The 22,398-nt window shown below is 63.0% G+C and carries 20 protein-coding genes and 1 tRNA gene; 7 read left to right on the top strand and 14 right to left on the bottom strand.

Annotated features, from left to right (window positions below; translation table 11 throughout):
* Positions 1–64: 64 nt before the first annotated feature.
* The 3 genes from yidC to rpmH are packed head-to-tail and all read right to left on the bottom strand — an operon-like array spanning position 65 to position 2,413.
* A complete protein-coding gene (yidC, locus tag NKH23_RS01020) occupies positions 65–1,888 on the bottom strand; it encodes a membrane protein insertase YidC (protein WP_352717144.1) in 1,824 nt (607 codons plus the stop codon).
* A 13-nt stretch (positions 1,889–1,901) separates the two neighbouring features.
* The gene (rnpA, locus tag NKH23_RS01015; protein WP_352539960.1) at positions 1,902–2,255 is read right to left on the bottom strand and encodes a ribonuclease P protein component; all 354 of its coding nucleotides are present in this window, start codon (positions 2,253–2,255) and stop codon (positions 1,902–1,904) included.
* Positions 2,256–2,278: 23 nt separating this feature from the next.
* Positions 2,279–2,413 carry a 50S ribosomal protein L34 gene (rpmH, locus tag NKH23_RS01010; protein WP_008833937.1) on the bottom strand — a complete coding sequence of 45 codons (135 nt, stop codon included), beginning with the start codon at positions 2,411–2,413 and terminating at the stop codon, positions 2,279–2,281.
* Positions 2,414–2,748: 335 nt separating this feature from the next.
* On the opposite strand from rpmH, the gene NKH23_RS01005 reads away from it, so the two are divergent.
* From NKH23_RS01005 to NKH23_RS00995, 3 genes are all read left to right on the top strand, one after another.
* Positions 2,749–4,236 (top strand): ATP-binding protein, encoded by a 1,488-nt coding sequence (locus tag NKH23_RS01005; RefSeq protein WP_352717145.1) that lies wholly within the window; start codon positions 2,749–2,751, stop codon positions 4,234–4,236.
* 245 nt (positions 4,237–4,481) lie between these two features.
* Positions 4,482–4,558, top strand: a tRNA-Arg gene (locus NKH23_RS01000).
* 677 nt (positions 4,559–5,235) lie between these two features.
* Entirely contained in the window at positions 5,236–5,550 is a 315-nt protein-coding gene (locus NKH23_RS00995; protein WP_352717147.1) for an antibiotic biosynthesis monooxygenase family protein, read from the top strand.
* 46 nt (positions 5,551–5,596) lie between these two features.
* Here NKH23_RS00995 and NKH23_RS00990 read toward each other — a convergent pair whose 3' ends face one another.
* Positions 5,597–6,739 (bottom strand): alpha-hydroxy acid oxidase, encoded by a 1,143-nt coding sequence (locus tag NKH23_RS00990; RefSeq protein ID WP_352717149.1) that lies wholly within the window; start codon positions 6,737–6,739, stop codon positions 5,597–5,599.
* A 77-nt stretch (positions 6,740–6,816) separates the two neighbouring features.
* Positions 6,817–7,839 carry a LacI family DNA-binding transcriptional regulator gene (locus tag NKH23_RS00985; RefSeq protein ID WP_352912207.1) on the bottom strand — a complete coding sequence of 341 codons (1,023 nt, stop codon included), beginning with the start codon at positions 7,837–7,839 and terminating at the stop codon, positions 6,817–6,819.
* Positions 7,840–8,382: 543 nt separating this feature from the next.
* On the opposite strand from NKH23_RS00985, the gene NKH23_RS00980 reads away from it, so the two are divergent.
* The 4 genes from NKH23_RS00980 (at position 8,383) to NKH23_RS00965 (ending at position 12,705) form a co-directional block, all read left to right on the top strand.
* Complete coding sequence (locus tag NKH23_RS00980) at positions 8,383–9,345, top strand: sugar-binding protein (protein ID WP_352911765.1); 963 nt, start codon at positions 8,383–8,385, stop codon at positions 9,343–9,345.
* Positions 9,346–9,457: 112 nt separating this feature from the next.
* Positions 9,458–11,002, top strand: a complete 1,545-nt coding sequence (locus tag NKH23_RS00975; RefSeq protein ID WP_352717152.1) for a sugar ABC transporter ATP-binding protein — start codon at positions 9,458–9,460, stop codon at positions 11,000–11,002.
* 23 nt (positions 11,003–11,025) lie between these two features.
* Positions 11,026–12,021: an ABC transporter permease gene (locus tag NKH23_RS00970; RefSeq protein ID WP_352490501.1), complete on the top strand. Its 996-nt coding sequence runs from the start codon at positions 11,026–11,028 to the stop codon at positions 12,019–12,021.
* Positions 12,022–12,174: 153 nt separating this feature from the next.
* On the top strand, positions 12,175–12,705 hold the full coding sequence (locus tag NKH23_RS00965) for a DUF2231 domain-containing protein (RefSeq protein WP_352717362.1): 531 nt from the start codon (positions 12,175–12,177) through the stop codon (positions 12,703–12,705).
* 91 nt (positions 12,706–12,796) lie between these two features.
* Here the strand turns inward: NKH23_RS00965 and phnN are convergent, their stop codons facing one another.
* The 9 genes from phnN to NKH23_RS00920 form a co-directional block, all read right to left on the bottom strand.
* Complete coding sequence (phnN, locus tag NKH23_RS00960; RefSeq protein ID WP_352717153.1) at positions 12,797–13,426, bottom strand: phosphonate metabolism protein/1,5-bisphosphokinase (PRPP-forming) PhnN; 630 nt, start codon at positions 13,424–13,426, stop codon at positions 12,797–12,799.
* Complete coding sequence (locus NKH23_RS00955) at positions 13,423–14,562, bottom strand: alpha-D-ribose 1-methylphosphonate 5-triphosphate diphosphatase (RefSeq protein WP_352717155.1); 1,140 nt, start codon at positions 14,560–14,562, stop codon at positions 13,423–13,425. The genes phnN and NKH23_RS00955 overlap by 4 nt, the downstream gene beginning before the upstream one ends.
* Before the next feature lie 96 nt (positions 14,563–14,658).
* Positions 14,659–15,366 carry a DUF1045 domain-containing protein gene (locus tag NKH23_RS00950; protein ID WP_352911759.1) on the bottom strand — a complete coding sequence of 236 codons (708 nt, stop codon included), beginning with the start codon at positions 15,364–15,366 and terminating at the stop codon, positions 14,659–14,661.
* 152 nt (positions 15,367–15,518) lie between these two features.
* The gene (gene iolB, locus NKH23_RS00945; RefSeq protein ID WP_352977095.1) at positions 15,519–16,331 is read right to left on the bottom strand and encodes a 5-deoxy-glucuronate isomerase; all 813 of its coding nucleotides are present in this window, start codon (positions 16,329–16,331) and stop codon (positions 15,519–15,521) included.
* Between the two features lie 2 nt (positions 16,332–16,333).
* Positions 16,334–16,552 (bottom strand): DUF3329 domain-containing protein, encoded by a 219-nt coding sequence (locus NKH23_RS00940; RefSeq protein ID WP_254815905.1) that lies wholly within the window; start codon positions 16,550–16,552, stop codon positions 16,334–16,336.
* Between the two features lie 41 nt (positions 16,553–16,593).
* Positions 16,594–17,511, bottom strand: coding sequence for a myo-inosose-2 dehydratase (gene iolE / locus NKH23_RS00935; protein ID WP_352911755.1), 918 nt, complete (start codon positions 17,509–17,511; stop codon positions 16,594–16,596).
* A 41-nt stretch (positions 17,512–17,552) separates the two neighbouring features.
* Positions 17,553–19,397, bottom strand: coding sequence for a 3D-(3,5/4)-trihydroxycyclohexane-1,2-dione acylhydrolase (decyclizing) (gene iolD / locus NKH23_RS00930; protein ID WP_352911753.1), 1,845 nt, complete (start codon positions 19,395–19,397; stop codon positions 17,553–17,555).
* A 35-nt stretch (positions 19,398–19,432) separates the two neighbouring features.
* Positions 19,433–21,367: a bifunctional 5-dehydro-2-deoxygluconokinase/5-dehydro-2-deoxyphosphogluconate aldolase gene (locus NKH23_RS00925; protein WP_352977094.1), complete on the bottom strand. Its 1,935-nt coding sequence runs from the start codon at positions 21,365–21,367 to the stop codon at positions 19,433–19,435.
* A 200-nt stretch (positions 21,368–21,567) separates the two neighbouring features.
* Complete coding sequence (locus NKH23_RS00920) at positions 21,568–22,296, bottom strand: SDR family NAD(P)-dependent oxidoreductase (RefSeq protein ID WP_353034146.1); 729 nt, start codon at positions 22,294–22,296, stop codon at positions 21,568–21,570.
* Between the last annotated feature and the right edge of the window lie 102 nt (positions 22,297–22,398).

The following is a 22,398-nucleotide window of genomic DNA, read 5'->3' as shown; positions in this document are numbered from 1 at the left end:
GCAACTTGTGCAAAAAGCCCCGGACGAACCGGGGCTTTTGGGTTTCGCATCATCGGAGCGCCGGCTATTCCGCCGGCGACGGTTTCTTGCGGAACAGCGCGACCAGATTGTCCCACAATTCGATCTTGGCGCCTTGCCGCTTCATGATCACGCCCTGCTGGAGGATCGACAGCGTGTTGTTCCAGGCCCAGTAGATGACGAGGCCGGCCGGAAAACCCGCCATCATGAAGGTGAAGATCACGGGCATCCAGGTGAAGATCGCAGCCTGCGTCGGGTCCGGCGGCGTCGGGTTCATGCGCATCTGCAGGAACATCGTCACGCCCATGATCAGCGGCCAGACGCCGATCATCAGCATGTGCGGCAAGGTGACCGGGATCAGCCCGAAGAGGTTGAAGATCGATGTCGGGTCCGGCGCCGCCAGATCCTGGATCCAGCCGAAGAACGGCGCGTGCCGCATCTCGATGGTGATGTAGAGCACCTTGTAGAGCGAGAAGAACACCGGGATCTGCAACGCCACCGGCCAGCAGCCGGCGAGCGGATTGATCTTCTCGGTCTTGTAGAGCTCCATCATCGCCTGCTGCTGCTTCATCTTGTCGTCCGCGTATTTCTCGCGGATCTCGAGCATCTTGGGCTGCACCTTCTTCATGTTCGCCATCGACGCATAGGACTTGTTGGCGAGCGGGAAGAACAGCGCCTTGACGATGACGGTGGTGGCGAGGATCGCCAGACCGAAATTGCCGAAGAATTTGTAAAGCGTGTCGATCAGCCAGAACATCGGCTTGGTGATGAAATAGAACCAGCCCCAGTCGATCAGAAGATCGAACTGGCGAATATGACGGTCCTTTTCATAAGCGTTGATCGTCGAAACTTCCTTGGCGCCGGCGAATATCTCCGACTCCACGGTCGTCGATTGCCCGGGAGCGACCGTGACAGGATCGGACAGGAAATCGGACTGGTAGCTGTGCGGATGGGGCCCGCTTTTGAACTCGAAATAAGAGAATTTGGGCTGAAATTCGCGGCCGCTAGGCGGCACGAGGGTCACCGCCCAATACTTATCGGTGATGCCCAGCCAGCCGTCGGTCGACTTGCCTGGCTTGTATTCCTTGTCAGATTCGACGCTGGAGTATTTGTATTCCTGCAGGCCCTCGCTTCCGGTAACGCCGATCAGGCCCTCGTGCAGCACATAGGTGCTGGCGATAGCCGGCTTGTCGAAACGCGTAACGCGGCCATAGTTCGACAACGTCGCCGGCGCCGAGCCGCCGTTCTGAACCGTGTCGGACACGGTGAACATATATTGGCTGTCGACGGAGAAGGTGCGCTTGAAGGTCAGGCCCTTGTCGTTGGTGAAGGTCAGCGTGACCGGCGTCGCCGGTGTCAGCGTCGCCTTGCCGTCGGTCTGCCAGACGGTGTCGGGGCCGGGCAGCGTGCCGACATTCGGCGTGCCGGAAAAGCCGATCTCGGCGAAATAGCCGTTCGGCAGAGACGCCGGGTTGAGCAACGCGATCTCGGGCGAGGTCTTGTCGACCGTCTCCCTGTAGTGCTTGAGCCGGAGGTCGTCGAGGCGCGCGCCGGTGAGGTTGATCGAGCCTTCGAGGCTCGGCGTGTCGATCTTGACGCGGCTGGTCGAGGCAATCGCCTGGTCGCGGCCGGCCGGCGTCACCGCGTCGCCGCCAGGCGCGTTCGGAATGGCGCCCGGCTGCACCGGTGTTTCGCTGGCGCCCGGGCTGGTGCCTTGGGCGGCCTTCTTCTGCTCCGCCACGCGCTGCTCTTCGATGCGGGCGGCTTCGCGCTGCATCTCACTGCGCGGCATCACATAGAAATATTGCCAAAGCGCCAGGATCAGCACCGACAGTGCGATGGTGATGAAGAAGTTGCGGTTGTTTTCCATCGAAGCCCTTGGCCTATCGTGTTCCACGCAATCTGCGGGAGAGTTCGGCCTTCAACTGGCCGAACGGAGTGGTAAGCACGTCTTCGCGCCCGACGATGACATAATCATTGCCTGGCGCCATGTCATCCGCGGCATGCGTGCGCACGGCCTCTCTCAGCCGCCGCCGGATGCGGTTGCGAACGACGGCGTTGCCGACCTTCCTGGTGACGGTATAGCCGACGCGCGGCGCTTCGCTGTCGCCGCGGCCCAGAACCTCGACGAGGAAAAGCCGCCCGCGGCGCTTCTCACCACGGCGGACGGCCAGGAATTCCGCGCGCTTCAGAAGCCGCTTGGGATGGGCACCCGTTGGCTTGCCGGTTGCGGGCAACGATCTTGTCTCTCGCTTGGTGCTCAGGCGCTGAGACGCTTGCGGCCGCGGTTGCGGCGGGCTGCGACGACGCCGCGGCCACCTTTGGTGGCCATGCGGGCGCGGAAACCGTGCCTGCGTTTGCGGACGAGTTTGGACGGCTGGTAAGTACGCTTCATTTGTTTAAATACCGCGGGGTGCGGCCCTTCTTGATTCTGTCACTTTGTAACAGGAGCTTTGCCGGGCCGGTTTTGGCGCGATCGAAACCGCGCCGGGACGAATGGCCCGAGCGTGAGCGGGCTTATAGAAAGAAGGGTTTTGGAAGTCAATCCAGCGCGTCGGGCCGGTGTTGCCGGGCTGGCAGGGAAGTCTTGCGGCCCTTTGTCCGGCTTCGACCAAAGGATGAATTTGGCAAAAAAGCCGCAATCGCCTAATCTCACCCGATCAAGCGATCGTGAAGACGAGCAGTCCTTAAGACAAGCAGCCGTGATGACAGGCAGCCGTGACGACGAGCATGAGTGAAGTCCCAGCAACCGACGAGAGCATCGCCCAGGCGAAGGCGGCCACCCGCAGGGTGCCGCTGGCGCGCGGCCTGTCGACCAAGTTGCTGCTGCTCACCATCGTCTTCGTGCTCTTGGCCGAAATCCTCATCTTCGTGCCCTGGATCGCCAGCTACAGGCTGAGCTGGCTGAAGGAAAGGCTGAGCACGGCCGCCGCGGTTTCAATCGTCCTGGTGCAGGGCGAACCTGCCTCGCTGTCGCGTGCCGCCCAGAACGACGTGCTGATGGCGATCGGCGCCAAGGCGATCGCGGTGCGCGACGGCGGCGTCTCGCGGCTTCTGGTCGTGGCCGAAATGCCGCCGCAGGTCGACGATCATATCGATATCGCCAATGTCGGCATGATCAAGGGCATGACCGGCGCGCTGGACACGCTGTTTTTCGGCGGCAAGCGGATGCTGCGCGTCTTCGGGCCGGTCGGCGACAGCGACAAGGAATTCGAGCTGATCATGCCCGACCACCGCCTGCGCAATGCCATGCTGATCTATTCGCGCAACGTCGCCTTCGTCTCGCTGCTGATCTCGCTGTTCACCGCCATGCTGGTCTACGCCGCGATAGACCTGATCATGATCGGCCCGATCAGGACGATGACACGTTCGATGCTGTCCTTTTCCGAGGCGCCCGACGACCCCGGCCGCATCATTCACCCCGCCGCGCGGGGCGACGAGATCGGCGTCGCCGAACGCGAGCTGTCGCAGATGCAGGAGCGGCTGCAAAAGATGCTGACCGAGCAGAAGCACCTGGCCGATCTCGGCCTGGCCGTGTCGAAGATCAACCACGACATGCGCAACATCCTTGCCTCGGCGCAGCTGATGTCGGACCGCCTGCGCCAGGTCAAGGACCCGACTGTGCAGGCCTTCGCGCCAAAACTGCTGCGCGCGCTCGACCGCGCCGTGTCCTATTCGGAGGGCGTGCTTGCCTATGGCCGCACCCAGGAGCCGCCGCCGTCGCGCCGCAGGCTGCGGCTGCGCCAGCTGGTCGAAGACGTCCAAGGCCTGCTCGACATCGAATGCGGCATCGAATTCGTCAACGCCATCGATCCGGTGCTCGAGGTCGACGCCGATTCCGACCAGCTGTTCCGCGTGCTCACCAATCTTAGCCGAAACGCCGTGCAGGCGATGGCGGCGGACACCGAGAGCGCCGTGGTGCGCCGCCTGACCATATCGGCCGAGCGCATCGGCAGCGTCAGCCGCATCGTCGTCACCGACACCGGCCCCGGCCTGCCGCCAAAAGCGCGCGAAAACCTGTTCGCGGCATTTCGCGGCTCGGCCCGCAGCGGCGGCACCGGCCTTGGCCTGGCGATCGCCCATGAATTGATCCGCGCCCATGGCGGCACGGTGGAGCTGGTCGAAAGCATCGGCGGCCGCACCACATTCGCGGTCACCATTCCCGACCAGCCGGTCCGGCTCGACCAGGCCCGCAACGGTCTGCGCCGCCCGGCGTAACGAACCGTTTCGTTACGGGCCGTTTCAATTCGCAAATGGTTGGTCCGAGACTACGAGCCATCGGCTCGGCCGCCGTGTGGCGTGAGCTCGCCTTCGCCGGCGGGCGCGTGACGGCAAAACGTGGCGGCAAAACTTTTGGCCAGGATCGGCTTGCTTTTCGCAAATTCAGTCGCTAGGGAACAGCTCACATTCGCGGCCGGTCGCCAGGATCGGATTGCGGGGCTATGCAAAGCATGGCCTGTTGCGCGCCCGTAGCTCAGCTGGATAGAGCACCAGACTACGAATCTGGGGGTCAGGAGTTCGAATCTCTTCGGGCGCGCCATCAATCCAATGCACGGCCCGCCTCATGGGGCCTCTCGGGCGCGGTGAGCTCATAGCCGTCCGACTATGACCGTGACCGGTAGCCGGAAGGTCGCGAGGGCTGAGCGCCATCCCTGCCAAAAAGGGGATCGTCAGCCGATGCTGCTCAGTCGGCCTGCTTAATCTCCGGACCCGGTTCAGTCGGCGGAGCTGGCGTGCAATTCTGGCCGGTGCATTCCTGCACGGGATCGTTCGCCGGCGGGAGACAATTTTGGCCTTCACAATGAACGGGCGGCTGCGCTGTTGCGGCTTTATTGTTCGGCGGCACAGGCCGATCCTCAGCGCGAACGGCCGGCATTCCAAGGTCGATCATGGCCGTGCACAAGAGCGCAATCCGAAGCAAGTTCATTTTCGCCTCCGCAACTGACAGCGAGACGCAGATTATACCTTCGAACTGCGGCCAACATCCTGTCACCCGCGAACGGCGTTAACAGCGCGTTTCATTGCCGGTCGCAAGGGCGTACCGATTGAGATCGAGCGTCGTCCTCTTCCTGGCAAAATAGCGCCAGAAACGGGGCATTCGGCCGGAGGTGACTGAAGCCAACCTTCCGATTTTCCTGTACACGTGTTCGAAGGGTTTGAGTGCCTTAGGGCTTTCGCATATTCGAGCTTCTTCAGGTCTTTCACGGGGGAACGTACATGACGGCATTCAACAGCGTCCGCTTCCAGGTCAAGCCGGGTAGTGAAGACGAATTCGTCGAACTGTTCAGCAGCGCTCCGCGCAATTTCGAGGGATTGCGAAAAATGGCTCTCATCAAATCGGGAGACGGCGCCTTCTTCTCGATTGGAGAGTGGGACACTTTCCAGCACATGGTCGATGCCAGGCCCAAAATGCTAGGCAATCTTGATCGGTTCCGGCATGCGTTGCAGCGGCTTGAGGGCGGATATACGGATGCTGTTTCCGGCGAGGCCGTCTTCGAAACGGACGGCAGGAGCAGCGGCAGGTCGGTATAGGTTCGCACTTCGAAAAGCTTATGCCGTGCGCCACTTCCCGGCTGCCTCACCTAAACCGCACATTCCCCCTGGAAAGCTCTGCCACCGACCTGCATCCCATCAGCCGCATGTCGCGTTCGATCTCGGTTCGCATCAGGCCGAGTGCCCGTTCGACGCCGGCCTGTCCGGCGGCTGCCAGCGGGAAGAGATAGTAGCGCCCGACACCGACGGCCTTGGCACCCAACGACAGGGCTTTCAGCACATGCGTGCCGCGCTGGACGCCGCTGTCGATGATCACGTCTATCTTGTCGCCCACCGCGTCGACGATCTCCGACAGCTGGTCGAAGGGACTGCGCGAGCCGTCCAGCTGCCTGCCGCCATGATTTGACAGAACGATGCCGGTGCAGCCGATGTCGACGGCCTTTCTGGCATCGGCGACGCTCATGATCCCCTTCAGGCAAAACTGGCCGTTCCAGAAGCGGACCATGTCTTCGACGTCCTTCCAATCCAGCGATGGATCGAGGATCTCGGTGAAATAGCGGCTGATGGAAAGCGCTCCGCCACCGAGATCGATATGGCCGTCCAACTGCGGCAGGCTGAACTTTTCGTGCGTCAAATAGTCGATAGCCCATCTCGGCTTGATCGCGAACTGCATCATCCCGCCGAGCGTAAGCCGAAAGGGGATTGAAAAGCCGGTCCGCAGGTCACGCTCGCGGTTTCCGCCGGTGACGCTGTCGACGGTCAGCATCATCACCTCGACGCCGGACGCCTTGGCGCGCTCCATCATGGCGCGGTTCAGGCCGCGATCCTTATGGAAATAGAACTGATAGACCTGCGGCGTCCTGTGCTTGCGGACTTCCTCCAGGCTGACTGTGCCAAGCGACGAGACGCCGAACATCGTGCCGAACTTCTCCGCCGCCGCGGCGACGGCGCGCTCGCCGCTATGGTGAAACAGCCGCTGGAGAGCCGTCGGCGAACAATAGACCGGCATCGCCAGCTTCTGGCCCATGACGGTGACCGACATGTCGACCTGTCCGACGCCGGCAAGGACGTTGGGGACGAGATCGCAGTCCTCGAACGCCGCCGTGTTGCGCCGCAGCGTCGTCTCGTCGTCCGCGCCGCCATCGATATAGTTGAAGATCGGGCCTGGCAGGCGCTGTTTTGCCAGCCGGCGAAAGTCCTGAAAATTATAGCAGCTTTGCAATCTCATGGATTCAATCGGGCCTATGCCGGGCGCGCTGTCAAGCCAGTGCCATTGCGGCTCGCCAGCTATCCCGCCGCCTCGCGTCAGCCCGCCACAGCGCCAACCGACTCCCGCTCCACCAGCGGACATTCGAGCTTCGTGATGGGATAGCGGCCGCGACCGGGTGGGGCGGGGACTTCCAGCTGCTCGATCGCCCATTGCCCCATCGCCATATGCGGCAGGATCGACGTCGTCAGCGGCGGGAACAGATGCCGCGCGATCTCCTCGTCGTCATAACCGACCACCGAAATATCCTGGGGGATGTGCAGGCCGGCCTCCTTCAGCGCCTCGTAGCAGCCGATCGCGGTGCGATCGTTCTGGCAGAAGATGGCGGTCGGCCGGTCCTTCAGCCCCAAGAGCTTGACGGTCGCGGCATAGCCGGCGCTCGCCGACCAATCGCCTTCGACGACCAGCGCCGGGTCGAACGGGATGTCGGCTGTCGCCAGCGCCCGGCGGTAACCCTTCAACCGGTCCTGCGCCGCCTGCATCCAGGGCTCGCCGGTGATGGTGGCGATACGGCGATGGCCATGGCTGATCAGGTGCCGGGTCGAGCTCTGCCCGCCGGCGATCTCGCTTGGCACCACGGCGGGGAAGGCATAGTCGGCGGTGTAGCAGTTGAGCAGGATGACCGGAATGTCGAGGCCGTAGAGATAATCCGGCGCGACGATCTCGCGGGTGAAGATGGTCATGTAGATCAGCGCCGAAATGCCCCGCTTGGTCAGCGCCGCGATGGCGCGGGGCTCCATCACCTCGTCGCCCATGGTCTGCGCCACCAGCAGCACATTGCCGGCGTTCCACGAGGCTTGCCGCGCCCCTTCAATGGCGACGACCGCCTCCGGGCTGGTCGCCAACTGGTCGACGGCGAAGCCGATCACGCCATCCAGCCCGTCGAATGCGGCAACCGGGGCTCGCAAGGCAGAAAACACCGGCGGCGAATAGCCCAGCGTTCGCGCGGTCTCGATCACCCGCTCTCGGGTTTGCTGCGACAGCCTGATACCCGGCGTGTTGTTGAGCACGAACGAAACCGTCGCCTGCGAACAGCCTGCGGCCCTGGCGATGTCGGTCATGGTAACGCGGCCCTTGGGGTTTTTCCCGGGCAGCTTGCGCCGCCTGGTACCCTCAAGGACGGGATCACGCAGTGGTTCGTTCATATCATTGGTCCCTCGAATCTCGCATTTATAAGGCAAAGCGCTACTAATAGATATAATCGACCCTCTTAGGCGATTTAGTCCCCGATCCGAAACGGTAGCGACTGGGGAGGCCGCTCTCCTTTGTGACGAGAATCCCGACCAAACTAATACTCTTTACTAATATCTGGCATCCCTATAACGTCAATCCATCATGCCCGGACGACATCGGACCGCGCATGTTCGGAACGCAAGCCAGCCTGGTATCGGACGGTTCCCGTCAGCCGGAGCTCGCCTGCCGCTTCGGGGAAATGTCAGACAAATCGGACTATTTACGAACGACGAATGAGTCTCTAAAGTCGACGATCGCGGCTGGAATTGCGTCGTTCTTCGCTGCCGGAAACCCTTGAGGAGGAGGGCGTCCAAGCCGCGCCGGCAAGTTCATCATCAGCGAAAATTACTGAGTCAAATGGGAGGTTGAATATGAAATCTGTGATACGAAATGCGTCCGTCGCCGCTGCGGCCCTGCTGCTCGGCCTGTCCGCCAGCGCAATTGCGCGGGCCGACGACAAGCCGACATTGGCCTTCGTCGTCAACGGCGCGTCCGACTTCTGGAAGGCGGCAGAAGCTGGCGTCAAGAAAGCGCAGGGCGAACTGCCCGACTACAATCTGGAACTGAAATATCCTGAGCAGTCGTCGGTCGCCATCCAGCAGCGGCTGATGGACGATCTTGTGACGGCGGGCGTCAAGGCCATCATGGTCTCCGCGGTCGACCCCAAGACCTCGACCGACGGCCTGAACAAGATCGCTTCGGAAACGGCGCTGTTCACCACCGACAGTGACGCCCCGCAGACCAAGCGCGTCGCCTATATCGGCTCGTCCAACGTCGATGCCGGCAAGCAGGCGGCCGAGATCGCCAAGAAGGCGATGCCCGACGGCGGCAAATGCCTCGGCTTCGTCGGCCTGCTCGGCGCCGACAACGCCAAGGAGCGCATCCAGGGCATGAAGGACGGGCTAGCCGGTACCAAGATCGAGCTGGTCGACGTGCGCGGCGATGACATCGATCAGGCCCGCGCCAAGAAGAATGTCGAGGACGCGCTGGTCGCCAGCCCCGACGTCACCTGCATGGTCGGCTTCTATTCCTACAACACGCCGCGCATCTATGAGGCGCTGCGCGATGCCGGCAAGCTTGGCCAGATCACCGTCGTCGGCTTCGATGACGATCCGATCACGCTGGGTGGCGTCAAGGAAGGCACCGTTGCCGCCACCGTGGTGCAGCAGCCCTTCGAGTGGGCCTATCAGGGCATGAAGCTGATGGCCGCCTATCTCAAGGGCGACAAGTCGGGCGTCCCGGCCGATGGACTGATCATCATCCCGACCAAGATCATCGGCAAGGACGATGTCGACGCCTACGCCGCCAGCCTCAAGGCGATGTCTGGAAACTGAGCGAATTAGGTTGCGCCGGCTCAAGGTTCGCCTTGAGCCGGCGTTCTATTGACGTGCCTCGCGAGGCTCGTCAGTCTGAGGCCAAACGGCTCACCGGCTGCTGTCAGGCGTGATGAATTATTCCGACCCATCCATCGTTGCATCCACGGACGCTCCGTTCCTGAGCCTCGACGGTGTGCGCAAGACCTATCCCGGCGTCGTCGCGCTAGACGGATTCTCGATGGACGTAAGGCCCGGCGAAGTCATCGGCCTGGTCGGCGAAAACGGCGCCGGCAAATCGACGCTGATGAAGATCCTCGGTGGCGTCACCAGGCCAGATACCGGCACCATCACCGTCGATGGCGTCGCCCATGACGGGCTGACCGTCGAGGCCAGCATCGGCTCGGGCATCGCTTTCGTCCACCAGGAACTCAACCTGTTCGAAAACCTCGACGTGGCCGCCAATATCTTCTTCGGCCGCGAACCGCTGCGCGCCGGGCCGCTCAAGCTCGTCGACCGCGCCAGGCTGCGAGCGCAGGCGGCGCCGCTGCTCAAACGCGTGGGCGCCAATTTCTCGGCCGATACGCCGGTGTCGGCGCTGTCGCTGGCGCAGCAGCAAATGGTCGAGATCGCCAAGGCGCTGTCGATCGAGGCAAGACTGGTTATCCTCGACGAACCGACGTCCAGCCTGCCGATCGCCGAAACAGACAAGCTCCTCGGCGTCATCAAGGCGCTGAAGGCAGACGGCATCAGTGTCATTTTCATCTCGCACCGCCTTCACGAGGTCGAGCGCGTTGCCGACCGCGTCGTCGTCCTCAGGGACGGAATGCTCGCCGGAACCTTGCCGAAGAGCGCCATCAATCACGACCAGATGGTCAAGCTGATGATCGGCCGCATGCTGAAGGAGCGCGAGAAGGCCGCAGAATCGGCGCGCCCGCCGGGCTCAGTCGCGCTGTCGGTCAAGGCCATTCGCACCGCCGCCTATCCTGATCGGCCCGTCGACCTCGATGTCAGGCATGGCGAGATCCTTGGCCTGGCCGGCCTCGTCGGCTCCGGCCGGACGGAACTGGCGCGCGTCCTGTTCGGCATCGACAGGAGCTTTGGCGGTTCGTTCCAGCTTGACGGAAAAGATCTGGTTCTTGGTTCGGCCGCGGATGCAGTGGCCAACGGTATTTTCCTCGTCCCCGAGGATCGCAAGCTGACCGGCATCCTCCTCGACCTGTCGATTGCCCAGAACATCTCGCTGCCCAATCTGCCAATGCATTCGCGGCGCTCGCTGGTCTCGGCCAGCGCCGAGGCCGCCACCGCCGAGAAGCAGAAGACCGATCTCGGCATCAGGGCGCCCTCCGTCCAGACGCGTACCGGCACGCTGTCGGGCGGCAACCAGCAAAAGGTCGTGCTGGCCAAATGGCTGGCGATGAAGCCGAAGGTGATGATCCTCGACGAGCCGACGCGCGGTATCGATATCGGCGCCAAGGCCGAGATCTACGGACTGATGCGGGCGCTGGCCGATGCCGGCGTCGCCGTGCTGATGATCTCAAGCGACATGGAGGAGGTGATCGGCGTGTCCGACCGCATCGCCGTCATGCATGAAGGCCAGATCTCCGGCATTCTCGACAAGGACCGGTTCAGCCAGGAAAACGTGCTGCTGCTGGCGGTCGGCAAGCAGCCGAAGTAGTTCGCAGGCATTGGGAGAAGACGATGAGCAAGAAAGATCTCGGCCTGCTGATCCTGATCCTGGTGGTCGGCGCGGTGGTGGCGATCATCAACCCGCGCTTCCTGCTGCCGATCAATCTCGCCAACACCTCGAACCTGATCGGGCTGTTCGGCATCCTGTCGATCGGCCAGGCCTTCGTCATCATCACCGGCGGCATCGAATTGTCAGTCGGCTCGGTGGTTGCGCTACTCGGTACGCTGTTCATCGATTTCATCGCCGTGCGGGAGATGGAGTGGCCGCTGGCCTTCGTGCTGATCATCGCGCTCGGCGCCATCATCGGCCTGATGCATGGCTGGCTGATCACCCGGCTGAAGTTGCAGCCGTTTGTCGTCACCCTCTGCGGCCTGTTGATCTATCGCGGCGTGGCGCGCTTCTACACCGCCGACGGCACCGCCGGCTTTGCCTTCGGACAGAACTTCCCGGAACTCGAGTTCCTGACGGCGGGGCGGTCCTGGGGCGTGCCGAACAGTTTCATCGCGCTGATCGTCATCGCCGTCGTCATGTGGGTGGTGCTGCACCGGTCGGTGTTCGGGCGCTATCTCTATGCCATCGGCAAGAACGAGGAAGCGGCGAAATATTCCGGCATCCGTACCGGCCGCATCGTCATGGCCGCCTATGTCATCTGCGGCGTGCTGACGGCGCTGTCGGCTATCTATTTCGCCATGTACACACGCTCGATCTCGCCGGCGAGCCACGGTCAGTTCTATGAGCTCTACGCCATCGCGGCAGCGGTGCTCGGCGGCTTCTCGCTGCGCGGCGGCGAAGGCTCGCTGATCGGCGTCCTCCTCGGCACGGTGCTGCTGCAGGAGTTGCAGAACCTCGTCAACCTGCTCGGCATCCCGTCCTCGCTCAACTTCGCCGTCATGGGCGGGGTGATCCTCATCGGCGTGCTGGTCGACCAGCAATGGGGCGTGTTCAGGGCGCGGCGGCGGATGCTGGAAGCCACACGCAAGGGCGTGGCGGGTGCTGCCGCGGAATGACGCAAAAATAGCTGGATGAAATACGCCGACTGCCACGGCAGGTGGCGTGAAAAGGTCAGCCTGAGCTTCGCGACAGCAGTTCAGGTCGGTCTCTATTTGGAACGAAACCCGTATCTGAGCGTTTATTTAAGCTTTGCTACGCGGAGGCGTCCCATGCCCACGAATCCAGTAAGTACCGCAAAGGTAGGAACTCACCCTCTCCACCCGATGCTGATACCTTTTCCTGTCGCGTTTCTTGTCGGCGCCTTTGTCTCCGACCTGGTTTTCTGGGGAACTGCCGATGCCTTCTGGGCACGGGCATCGATGTGGCTGATCGGGGCAGCCATCGTAATGGCCCTTCTCGCTGCGACAGCCGGTTTTATCGACTTCCTCAACGAGCCGCGCATTCGCGCCTTGTCCGACGCCTGGTACCACATGCTGGGCAATCTGACCGCGGTTGTTGTGGCACTGATCAATTTCTATCTTCGATATGCCCAAGGCGCCGAAGCCGCGGTCCGGCCATGGGGTGTGCTGTTGTCGTTCATAGTGGTCTGCATACTGCTGTTCACCGGCTGGAAGGGCTGGGAAATGGTGTATCGCCATCACGTTGCAGTTCTGGATACACCAGCGGATGTGCCAGCGAAGCCTTCGACAACCACTGCCACCGATACTCGTCACACTGGTCGGGACCGGCACGCCGCATGAGGCCATAATCCCGAAAAGTGGATACCGGTTTCCAAAAAAATATGGGTTAGACAAGTAGCGCCCATCCAGAATTCATCGGATGGGCGCTACTTTAGATAAGGCCCGACATGTCGGAGAAGGCCATGGCCTTGCGCAGCACCTCGGCGAAGCGCTCGCCGGCGGCTTCACGAGGACCGCTATTGTCGATCGAGGTGACACCCGGTCCGGACAGCGCCACATTGGCGCTGCGCGCCAGCCGTGCCAGCACTTCGCCGCGCGATTCGCGACCGCGCAACGCCAGCCGCTCGGCCAGGATCTGCGGCGTAGCCGTGATCTCGACGACAGCCAGATTGGCGTAGCGCTCCCGCAGCGCCGGGATGATCGCGCGCGAGACGTTGGCGATCGCGACACGGCCGTTTGAGACCGACCAATCGACTTCGGCCGGGATGCCATAGCGCAGGCCATGCGCCTCCCAGGAAATCGCGAAGGCGCCATCCGCTTCGGCCTCGACGAAGGCCGCGTCGGCGAGCGTGTCGTGATCCTCGGTAGCCGCGTCGCTCTGCCGGGTGATGACCCGGCGCACGAACTCCAGCCGGCTCTCGTCGGCAAACACGGCGCGCGCATAGCCGATCACCGTGTCCTTGCCGGCACCGCTCGGCCCGACGACGGCGACGAAGACGCCGTCGCGGATCGGAAACGCCGCGGCTGACAATTCACGCTCGACCGATGCCGACACCATCATGCGACCCGCCGTCCCTGCCGCCAGACCGTGCGGACGACTGGGACATGGTCGTCGACGCGCACGCGAACCAGATCGGCGCGCCGGCCGGGCTCGATGACGCCGCGATCGGTGAGGCCGACCGCCTCGGCCGGGTTCTTCGAGACCATCGCCACCGCCTGTGGCAACGAGATGCCCTCGACCACGTCGCCGAGGAAGAAGGCCGACTGGATCAGGCTGAACGGAATGTAGTCCGATGACAGGATATCGAGCAGGCCGTCGCCGGCCAGCGTGCGGGCCGAGACATTGCCCGAATGCGACGCGCCGCGCATGACGTTCGGCGCGCCCATCAATACGCCGAGCCCTGCCTCTTTTGAAGCCCGTGCCGCCTCCTCAGTGGTCGGGAACTCGGCGACGCGCACACCTTGCTCGATCGCTTCGTCGACATGGCCGACGGTTGCGTCGTCATGGCTGGCCAGCACGATGCCGCGCTCTTGGCAGGCAGCGGCGATGAAGCTGCGGTTCGGGCTCGAGTTCCTCGCTGATTCCGCCATCCGCTTTTCGCAGAATTTCTGGAAATCGCGATCGGTCAGCTTCAGCTTGCGCTGGTAGTAATAGGCATAGGTTTCCAAATTGACGAATTGGCGCTGTCCCGGTGCATGGTCCATCAGTGACGCCAGCCTGACCCGCTCGTCGCCGTCGAAATTGGCGAAGGCTGTGAGGCAGTCCGGCGCCGAAACCTCGCAGCGCAGATGGAGGAAATGGTCGGCCCTGAGCCGGTCCTGCTGCACGCTGTCTTCGATCGCGTCGGCCAGCTTGCGTATGTCGGCGGCCGTCAGGTCGGCATCCTCGTCCATGCCGACACGCAAGGCGTCGAGCACGGTGGTGATGCCGGCGGTCGCCACCTGCGCGTCATGCGCCAGCACAGCTGCGATCGGGTTCCAGCGCACTTTCGGCCGCGGCGCGTAATGGCCTTCGAGATGGTCGGTGTGGAGCTCGACCAGGCCAGGGATGATGAAGTCGCCGCCCATGTCCTCGCCGCTGCGGCCAGCGCCGGGAGCGATGTCGGCGATCACGCCATCGCGCAGCACGATCGACCCTTCGATGATCTGGTCGGCCAGTACGATGCGGGCATTGTCAAGAACGGTCTCGGCGGTCATTTCAGGCAGTCCTCGGAGCATTTTGCAACCAACTGAAAATGAATCGGCGTCGCACAATGCGGTTAAAGCAAATAGTCATTTAGGCAGTTCTTCTGGTCAGGCAGTTCTTCTGGCCGGGCGGCGCCCGAGCGCGTGATGGGACAGCACCATGAATGGTGCGCCGGGTTCAGTTTCCACAAACAGCGTCAGCGCGTCCACCGCCACCGGCCGTTGCAGCACGCCCGCAAACAGGCTGTCGATTGCTAGGCGAAGACGAGGGCTTTCCTGTGACGAGACCCGGCCGGACAGCGTCATATGGAAGCGAAAGGTCTCGAAGACATAGGGGTAGCCCCACTGGCAGAGATTGCGGAACTCGTCGGGCTTCAGCGAATCGGGGCTGCGCCGCTCGATCTCGGCTTCGGTCAACGGCGCGCGAAAGCGGTCGAAGTCGTGCACCACATCATCGGCGAAGCGGTTGAGCGCCGGCAGCGGTGCTTCCGGCACCAGCGCGAAGAAGCCGTCGATCTGGGTGACGATCAGCCGCGGGACCGTCACCACCGACGTCGCCTCGGCAAAATCGTCGAGTGCTGCGCGAAGCGAGGCTTCCGTCTCGGTGGAAGCCAGTCGGAAGGGCGCCTTCAGCGTCGCATGAAAGCCATAGCGGCGCGCCGAGGCGGTATGGAAGGCAACTTCCGCCGCCGACAACTCGCCCACCGCCTCGACCGGCTTTGTGGCGGCGCCGAACGGGTCGCGGCCGAGCCAGTTGGCGGCGATCCGCGCCAGCGGTTCATCCTGCCGGGGGGTGAAATAGATAGCGTAGCGCATCGAAAGTCCTCGTCAGCCCCGCTGCCATAGGCGATTTCCATGACGAATTGACGAAGCTTTGCAGCGTTTTCGGTAACAAAACGACACAGCCTGGTCATTAGCCGACGATTTTTTCGGCTTGGACCAGCGGTTGAGAAGCGAAGGGGAAACGGTCAGGCCTTCATCAGCCATTCGTGCTCGGGCGCGTTGTGGAATTTCCACGTCCGCTTCGGTCCGGCCATGACGTTGAGATAATAGAGATCATAGCCGTGGCAGGCGGCGCAGGGGTGATAACCCCTGGGGACCAGCACGACGTCGCCGTCCTCGATCGCCATCGCTTCGTCGAGCGAACGAGCACCGTTCTCGTCGGCATCGGTGTAGACGCGCTGGAAAGCAAAGCCCTGTGGCGGGTTGAGACGGTGGTAATAGGTTTCCTCCAGATAGGATTCAGCCGGCAGATTGTCCTGGTCGTGCTTGTGCGGCGGATAGCTCGATGTGTGGCCGCCGGGCGTGATGACCTCGACCACCAGCAGGGAATCGGCCGGCTCGCCCTCCGGCAGGATGTTGGTGACGTAGCGCGTGTTGGTGCCTTTGCCGCGAACCTCCTGGCCGAGATCGTCAGGTCCGATGACACGGACCGGCAGACCGCCGCCCAGTCCTGGCGCCGAACAGACGGCAAGTTCGAGATCGGTATCGGCGCTCACCGACCACTCCGACCCCTGCGGCACATAGACCGACCACGGCTTGCCTTCGAAGGGCGACATGCGCTCGCCGAGCAGGCCGAGTTCCTTGCCGCCGGCCTTGGCCTTACCCTTGCCGGTGACGAACACAAGGCAGACCTCACGATCCGCGGTTTGCCCGGAAGCGCTCTCGCCGGGCCGCAGCCGGTGCAGATCGAAGCCGACATAGGTCCAGCCGGCGCTCTGCGGCGTCACATGAGCGACGCGGCCGTGGCCCTTATTGGCTTTGACGAGCAGCTTAGACATGGTCATTCCTTCGGTTTGGCGTCCGCCGATGGCTTGTCCTCGTCAGCTGGCTTGTAGAGATAGAAGAATTGCCAGACGGCATAGCCGGCGAAGCCGAGCGCAATCACGCCCCAGAACGGTGTGCCGGTAGCGAATTCGATCACCGACCAGACCAGGCAGACCGCGACAACGGCAACGCGCCGCCACAGCGGCCGGAAAAACGGGTGCTCGGAGTCTTTCATCGGATCACCCACGGCATCGGATCAGCCCTTCCTCGCGAGCCTCAAGCATTGGGAAAGCCCTGTGTCTCCACCGTGTAGCCCGCCGCCGTCATCACCCGCATCAATTCCTTATAGCCGACCTGCGCCATCTTGAGCGGCGGGTTCTTCTTCGGATCCTGCTCGGCCTCGACCACGAACCAGCCTTCATAGCCATGGTCGGCTAGCCTCTGGACGATGGCGCCAAAATCCAGCGAGCCATCTCCCGGCACCGTGAAGGCGCCGAGCGCCACGGCATCGAGGAAGGATTGCTTCTGGCGGTCGAGTTTCTCGATCACCTCCATGCGCACGTCCTTCACATGCACGTGGTTGATGCGCCGGTGATGATTGTCGATGGCGCGCAGCACGTCACCGCCGGCAAAAGCCAGGTGCCCGGCATCGAGCAGCAAGGGAATGCCTTCACCCGAATAGCGCATGAATACATCGAGTTCGGGCTCGGTCTCGACGACCGCCGCCATATGATGGTGGTAGGAGAGCGGCATGCCTTGCTCGGCACACCATTCGCCGAACTGCGTGAGCCGCTTCGCATAGGCTTTCATCTCCTCGTCCGAAAGCCTGGGCTTGGTGGCGAGCGGTTTGGAGCGGTCGCCCTGGATGGAGCGGCCGACTTCACCATAGACGATGCAGGGCGCATTCACCGCCTTGAACAGATCGATCATCGGCTGGATACGATCCTTGTTTTTCGCCATGTTTTCGTCGACCAGCGTTCCCGAGTACCAACCGCCGCAAAGCGTCACGTCGGCCTGCCTGAGGATCGGCAGCATGATTTTCGGATCGTTAGGAAAGCGGCGGCCCATTTCCATGCCGGTGAAACCAGCCGAACGCGATTGGCGCAGGCACTCCTCCAGCGACACATCATCGCTGAGTTCCGCAAGATCGTCGTTCCACCATGCAATAGGGGACATGCCCAGTTTGGCTTTCAAGTCGTCACTCCAGTTTCTGACATTCGAGGCGTTGGCGGGCGCTAAAATCGCCGCCCGCTCAGCGCTTCCTCATATTTCTTGCGCGCCGCATTCACTTGCGGCCGTGCCGAGACTTCCGGCACTGCGACATCCCACCAGCTTCCACCGGCCTCGGTCGAAACCAGCGGGTCGGTGTCGATGACCAGCACGGTCGTTCGCGTATTCTTCTTCGCTTGCACCAGCGCCGTTTCCAGCCCGGCGATCGACGGCACTTTTTCGGCAATGGCGCCCAGGCTTGCCGCATGTGCGGCGAAGTCGATCTCGGGCAAGGTCTCGTGACGAGCGTCCTTCAGCAGATTGTTGAAGTTGGCGCCGCCGGTCGCCATCTGCAGCCGGTTGATGCAGCCATAGCCGCGGTTGTCGAGCAGCACGATGGTCAGCTTGAGGCCGAGCATCACCGAGGTCGCGATCTCGGAATTGAGCATCAGGTAGGAGCCGTCGCCGATCATCACCACAACCTCCTCGTCGGGCCTGGCCATCTTGACGCCGAGTCCGCCGGCGATTTCGTAGCCCATGGTCGAGAAGCCGTATTCGGCGTGATAGGAGCCGGGCGCACCCGCCTGCCATAGCTTGTGCAATTCGCCGGGCAGGCCGCCCGCGGCATGAAGCAGCGTCACGCCGGAGCCCATGGCCCGCTGTACGGCGCCGATCACCTGCGCGTCGGACGGATGGGCCGCATTGGTTGACCCAGTCGCCTTGCCGGCATCCGCCTGCCACTCCTTCTTGCCCCTGATCGCATTGTCGGTCCAGCCTGAAGGGGCTTTCCAGCCTTTCAGCGCGGCAGCCAATTCGGCGAGCCCTTCCGCCGCATCGGCGACCAGCGGCAGCGCCTGGTGCTTTCCGGCATCGAAAGGCTGCACGTTGAGCCCGATGATTGTCTTGCCGGAATTCTTGAATAGCGCCCAGGAGCCGGTGGTGAAATCCTGCAGTCTGGTGCCGACGGCAAGCACGACGTCGGCCACTTCGGCCAGCCGGTTGGCCGCCGAAGTGCCGGTGACGCCGACCGCGCCCATGTTCAAGGGATGATCGTCCGGGAGCGAGGATTTGCCGCCTTGCGTCTCACAAACCGGAATGCCGGCACCTTGCACCAGCTTCGCCAATTCATCCGACGCCTGCGAATAGAGCACGCCGCCGCCGGCGATCACCAGCGGCTTTTTCGCCGCTTTGAGCGCCGCGACTGCGGCCGCCAGTTCGTTGCGGTCCGGGCGCTGCCGACGCGGCGTCCAGAGCCGCTCGGCAAAGAAGCTCTCGGGGTAGTCATAGGCCTCGGCCTGCACATCCTGGCACAGCGCCAGGGTCACCGGGCCGCATTCGGCCGGGTCGGTCAGCACCTGCATGGCGCGGTTGAGCGCCGGCATAATCTGCTCCGGCCGCGTGATGCGGTCGAAATAGCGCGACACCGGCCGGAGGCAGTCATTGACCGTCGCCGTGCCGTCGGAAAAATCCTCGGCCTGCTGCAGGACGGGATCCGGAATGCGATTGGCGAAGACGTCGCCGGGCAGAAACAGGACAGGCAACCTGTTTACATGTGCAAGTGCCGCAGCGGTCACCATGTTGAGCGCGCCGGGGCCGATCGAACTGGTCGCAGCCATGAAGCGGCGGCGGAAATTGGCCTTGGCGTAGGCAATCGCCGCATGCGCCATCGCCTGCTCGTTATGGGCGCGGAAGGTCGGCAATTCGTCGCGCACCTGGTAGAGCGCCTCGCCGACGCCGGCGACATTGCCGTGGCCGAAGATCGCCCAGACGCCGCCGAAGATCGGCACTTTCTTGCCGCCGATCTCGGTCATCTGCCGGGCAAGAAAGCGGGTCAGCGCCTGCGCCATCGTCAGGCGGATTGTCTTGGTCATGTCGGTTCCTCCGCAGTCCTTATTGCCGCGCCTTCTTATGCTGCTTTGCGGCCGCGCGCGGCAAGCCACGCCTCGGTCAGTCTCTCGAAGCGAGATGCCATGTCGGCAACCGCCTCATCGTCCGACATCTTGCCGGCCAGCCATTGTTCGGCCGCGTTGATGAAGATGGTGCGGCCGACGGCAAAGCCCTTGACGATGGGCGCCTTGGCGGTGGCGGCAAAGGCCGCTTCCAGCTCGTCCTGCGGCGCTTCCAAACCGAGCAGCACAATCCCGCGGCACCAGGGATCGTTCTTCAGGATCACCGCCTCGATCTTTGCCCATGCGCCGGCCGATGCCTGTGGTTCGAGCTTCCACCAGTCGGGCTTGATGCCGAGTGCGTAGAGTTCCTCGAGCGCGCGCGGGATGGTCATGTCGTCGAGCTTGCCGTGCTTGCCGGCGATGATCTCCACCAGAAGTTCTCTGCCCACTTTCCGCGCGGCCTCGAACAAAGCGCGCAGTTTCTGCTGCTGTTCGGTCTTCAGCGCCGCGGGATCGTCGGGATGATAGAAGCACAGGCACTTGATGCAGTGGTCGACCGGCCATTCGGTCAGTTGCGAACCTATGTCCTGCGAGAACTCGAAGCGAAGCGGCCGCGAACCCGGCAGCTCGACCGGCCGGCCGAGCCAGGCGAAGGAATGGTGGGCGAATTCGAACATCGCCTCGCGTCCGTATTTTTCGTCGAGAAGCATGCCGTAGCCGCCGCGGCCGGCCGCGACCTTGGCCGCAGCCTTGACCGTCAGCACCTTGAAAGCTGGTATTCGCGACGGATCGGCGCCGGCTTTTGCCGCGACGTCCTCCAACTGGACGCGGTGGTCGCAGGCGAACGCCATCAGCGAGGGGATGTCGTGCCGGCGCGTGGTCGCCCAATGGATGTGGTTGATCGCCTCGTCCTTGCGCAGCGCCAGATGCTTGCTGCCGTTTTTCAGGAAGAACTGCAATTCCTCGAAAGTCGGGTATTCCGGTGCGCAGAGCAGCCGCGACACGGCAAAGGCGCCGCAGGCATTGGCCCAGGTCGCCGCCGTCGCCAGGCTTTCCTCGCCGAGCCAGCCGCGCAGGAAGCCCGACATGAAGGCGTCGCCGGCGCCGAGCACATTGTAGACCTCGATCGGAAACCCCTTGCCGACGACACCGTCCTCGAGGTCGTCACTGATCGGCCCGTCATAGACGATGCAACCCATGGCGCCGCGCTTCAGCACGATGGTTGCCGCCGACAGCGAGCGGATGGTTTTCAGCGCACTCAGGCAATCGTCTGCGCCCGAGGCGATCATGATCTCCTCTTCGGTGCCGACGATGAGGTCACAGTCGGGCAGCACCGTCTTCAACTGCGCCGAGACGCGGTCGGATTTCACATAGCGCTCAAAGCCTTCGGCGTGGCCGGCGAGGCCCCACAGGTTGGGGCGGTAGTCGATGTCGAACACCACCTTGCCGCCCTTGGCCTTCATGGCACGGATCGCTTTGCGCTGGGCGGCGTCGCTGTTGGGTCGCGAAAAATGCGTGCCGGTGACGACGACCGCGCGTGCCGAAGCGATGAAGGCCTCATCGATGTCGTCTTCCGAAAGCGCCATGTCGGCGCAATCGCTGCGATAGAAGATCATCGGCGAGACGCCTTCATCCTCGACCGACAGCAGCACCAGGGCAGTCAGCCGCTCCGGATCGGTCTTGAGGCCTTGGACCGAAACGCCCTCGCGGGTCAGCTGCTCGCGGATGAAGCGGCCCATCTGCTCATTGCCGACGCGGGTGAGCAGCGCCGAGCGCAGGCCGAGCCTGGCAGTGCCGACTGCGATGTTGGCTGGACAGCCGCCGACCGACTTGGCAAAGGAAGTAATGTCCTCGAGGCGCGAGCCGATCTGCTGACCATAGAGATCGACGGAAGCGCGGCCGATCGTGATGATGTCGAGCGGCGCATGTCTCGCTTCCACGGCTTCGCCCATTCGAACCTCCCATCGGCTTTGTTGTCTTGGGTAACACGCGCGAGCGGCAACGTGGCGCCGGCAATATGAAATAATAATTCCAATCCATAGTCAATATGGAACGAGCATTCCCAAGGCTGAAAAGTGCTGTGCAAAGCTCGCGCGTTCAGAAACTTTGAAGTCAGACGAACGTCAAGGGTCTGCCACTGAAACCAGCTGATTTACCAAGGAAGCGGGCCATCATCGTTGAAGTACCCGGCGGTCGGGCCATCGGCGTCCAAGGTCGCCACGTGAATGACGATCTCGGCCGCCTGCTGCACCGTGCGGTGACCTTTATACCCGTTGAGATCGGTGGCGGTGTAGCCGGGCGCCGCGGCGTTGACCTTGATGCCTTGGGGCGCGAGCTCCCTGGCGAAGGCCACGGTGATGGCGTTCAAGGCTGTCTTGGAGCTGCCGTAACCCATCATATTGACGGCGTGGTTCGCGGTGGCGGGATCCAGCGCCCGGCCGATGGACCCGGTGGAGCTGCTCACCATCACGATCCGGGCAGCAGGTGCTGCCAGCAGCAGCGGCAGGAATGCCTGGGTCACGCGGATGGGGCCGAAGACATTGACGTCGTAAGTGGCCTGGATGTCGGCGATCCGCTGCTGGCTCGGCGGCAGGTCGTAATTGATGGCGACGCCGGCGTTGTTCACCAGCACGTCGAGGCAGGGGCTGGCCTGCCCGAGTGCCTTGGCTGCCGCCGCAACACTGTTATCCTGCGTGACGTCGAGTTCAAGCCACTCTGCGTCGAGGCCTTCCGCGCGCAATGCCTGCGCCGCCGCCATGCCGCGTTCGGCGCTCCTGGCGCCGAGCCAGACCTTGAAGCCCATGGTCGCCAGTCGCCGGGCGATTTCGCGGCCTATACCCTTGTTGGCGCCGGTCACCAGCGCGGTCTTCGAAGTCGTCATTTCGGTGTCTCCATTATTCTTGTGGAAGACCCACAAATGGCGCGAGGCAGCGGGCGCCGCGCGCCGGAAATTCTCAGGCTCTTGCCTAATCCTCTCACGCTG

The organism is Mesorhizobium sp. M1328, from assembly GCF_040318075.1.
Classification (GTDB): domain Bacteria; phylum Pseudomonadota; class Alphaproteobacteria; order Rhizobiales; family Rhizobiaceae; genus Mesorhizobium.
The sequence above is the reverse complement of the archived record's forward strand: the minus strand, read 5'-3'. Positions and strand labels throughout refer to the sequence as shown.

Coding starts and splice junctions, on each gene's coding strand:
- yidC (WP_352717144.1), bottom strand. CDS start 1,888: ATGGAAAACAACCGCAACTTCTTCATCACCATCGCACTGTCGGTGCTG.
- rpmH (WP_008833937.1), bottom strand. CDS start 2,413: ATGAAGCGTACTTACCAGCCGTCCAAACTCGTCCGCAAACGCAGGCAC.
- NKH23_RS01005 (WP_352717145.1), top strand. CDS start 2,749: ATGAGTGAAGTCCCAGCAACCGACGAGAGCATCGCCCAGGCGAAGGCG.
- NKH23_RS00995 (WP_352717147.1), top strand. CDS start 5,236: ATGACGGCATTCAACAGCGTCCGCTTCCAGGTCAAGCCGGGTAGTGAA.
- NKH23_RS00990 (WP_352717149.1), bottom strand. CDS start 6,739: ATGAGATTGCAAAGCTGCTATAATTTTCAGGACTTTCGCCGGCTGGCA.
- NKH23_RS00985 (WP_352912207.1), bottom strand. CDS start 7,839: ATGACCGACATCGCCAGGGCCGCAGGCTGTTCGCAGGCGACGGTTTCG.
- NKH23_RS00980 (WP_352911765.1), top strand. CDS start 8,383: ATGAAATCTGTGATACGAAATGCGTCCGTCGCCGCTGCGGCCCTGCTG.
- NKH23_RS00975 (WP_352717152.1), top strand. CDS start 9,458: ATGAATTATTCCGACCCATCCATCGTTGCATCCACGGACGCTCCGTTC.
- NKH23_RS00970 (WP_352490501.1), top strand. CDS start 11,026: ATGAGCAAGAAAGATCTCGGCCTGCTGATCCTGATCCTGGTGGTCGGC.
- NKH23_RS00965 (WP_352717362.1), top strand. CDS start 12,175: ATGCCCACGAATCCAGTAAGTACCGCAAAGGTAGGAACTCACCCTCTC.
- phnN (WP_352717153.1), bottom strand. CDS start 13,426: ATGATGGTGTCGGCATCGGTCGAGCGTGAATTGTCAGCCGCGGCGTTT.
- NKH23_RS00955 (WP_352717155.1), bottom strand. CDS start 14,562: ATGACCGCCGAGACCGTTCTTGACAATGCCCGCATCGTACTGGCCGAC.
- NKH23_RS00950 (WP_352911759.1), bottom strand. CDS start 15,366: ATGCGCTACGCTATCTATTTCACCCCCCGGCAGGATGAACCGCTGGCG.
- iolB (WP_352977095.1), bottom strand. CDS start 16,331: ATGTCTAAGCTGCTCGTCAAAGCCAATAAGGGCCACGGCCGCGTCGCT.
- NKH23_RS00940 (WP_254815905.1), bottom strand. CDS start 16,552: ATGAAAGACTCCGAGCACCCGTTTTTCCGGCCGCTGTGGCGGCGCGTT.
- iolD (WP_352911753.1), bottom strand. CDS start 19,397: ATGACCAAGACAATCCGCCTGACGATGGCGCAGGCGCTGACCCGCTTT.
- NKH23_RS00925 (WP_352977094.1), bottom strand. CDS start 21,367: ATGGGCGAAGCCGTGGAAGCGAGACATGCGCCGCTCGACATCATCACG.
- NKH23_RS00920 (WP_353034146.1), bottom strand. CDS start 22,296: ATGACGACTTCGAAGACCGCGCTGGTGACCGGCGCCAACAAGGGTATA.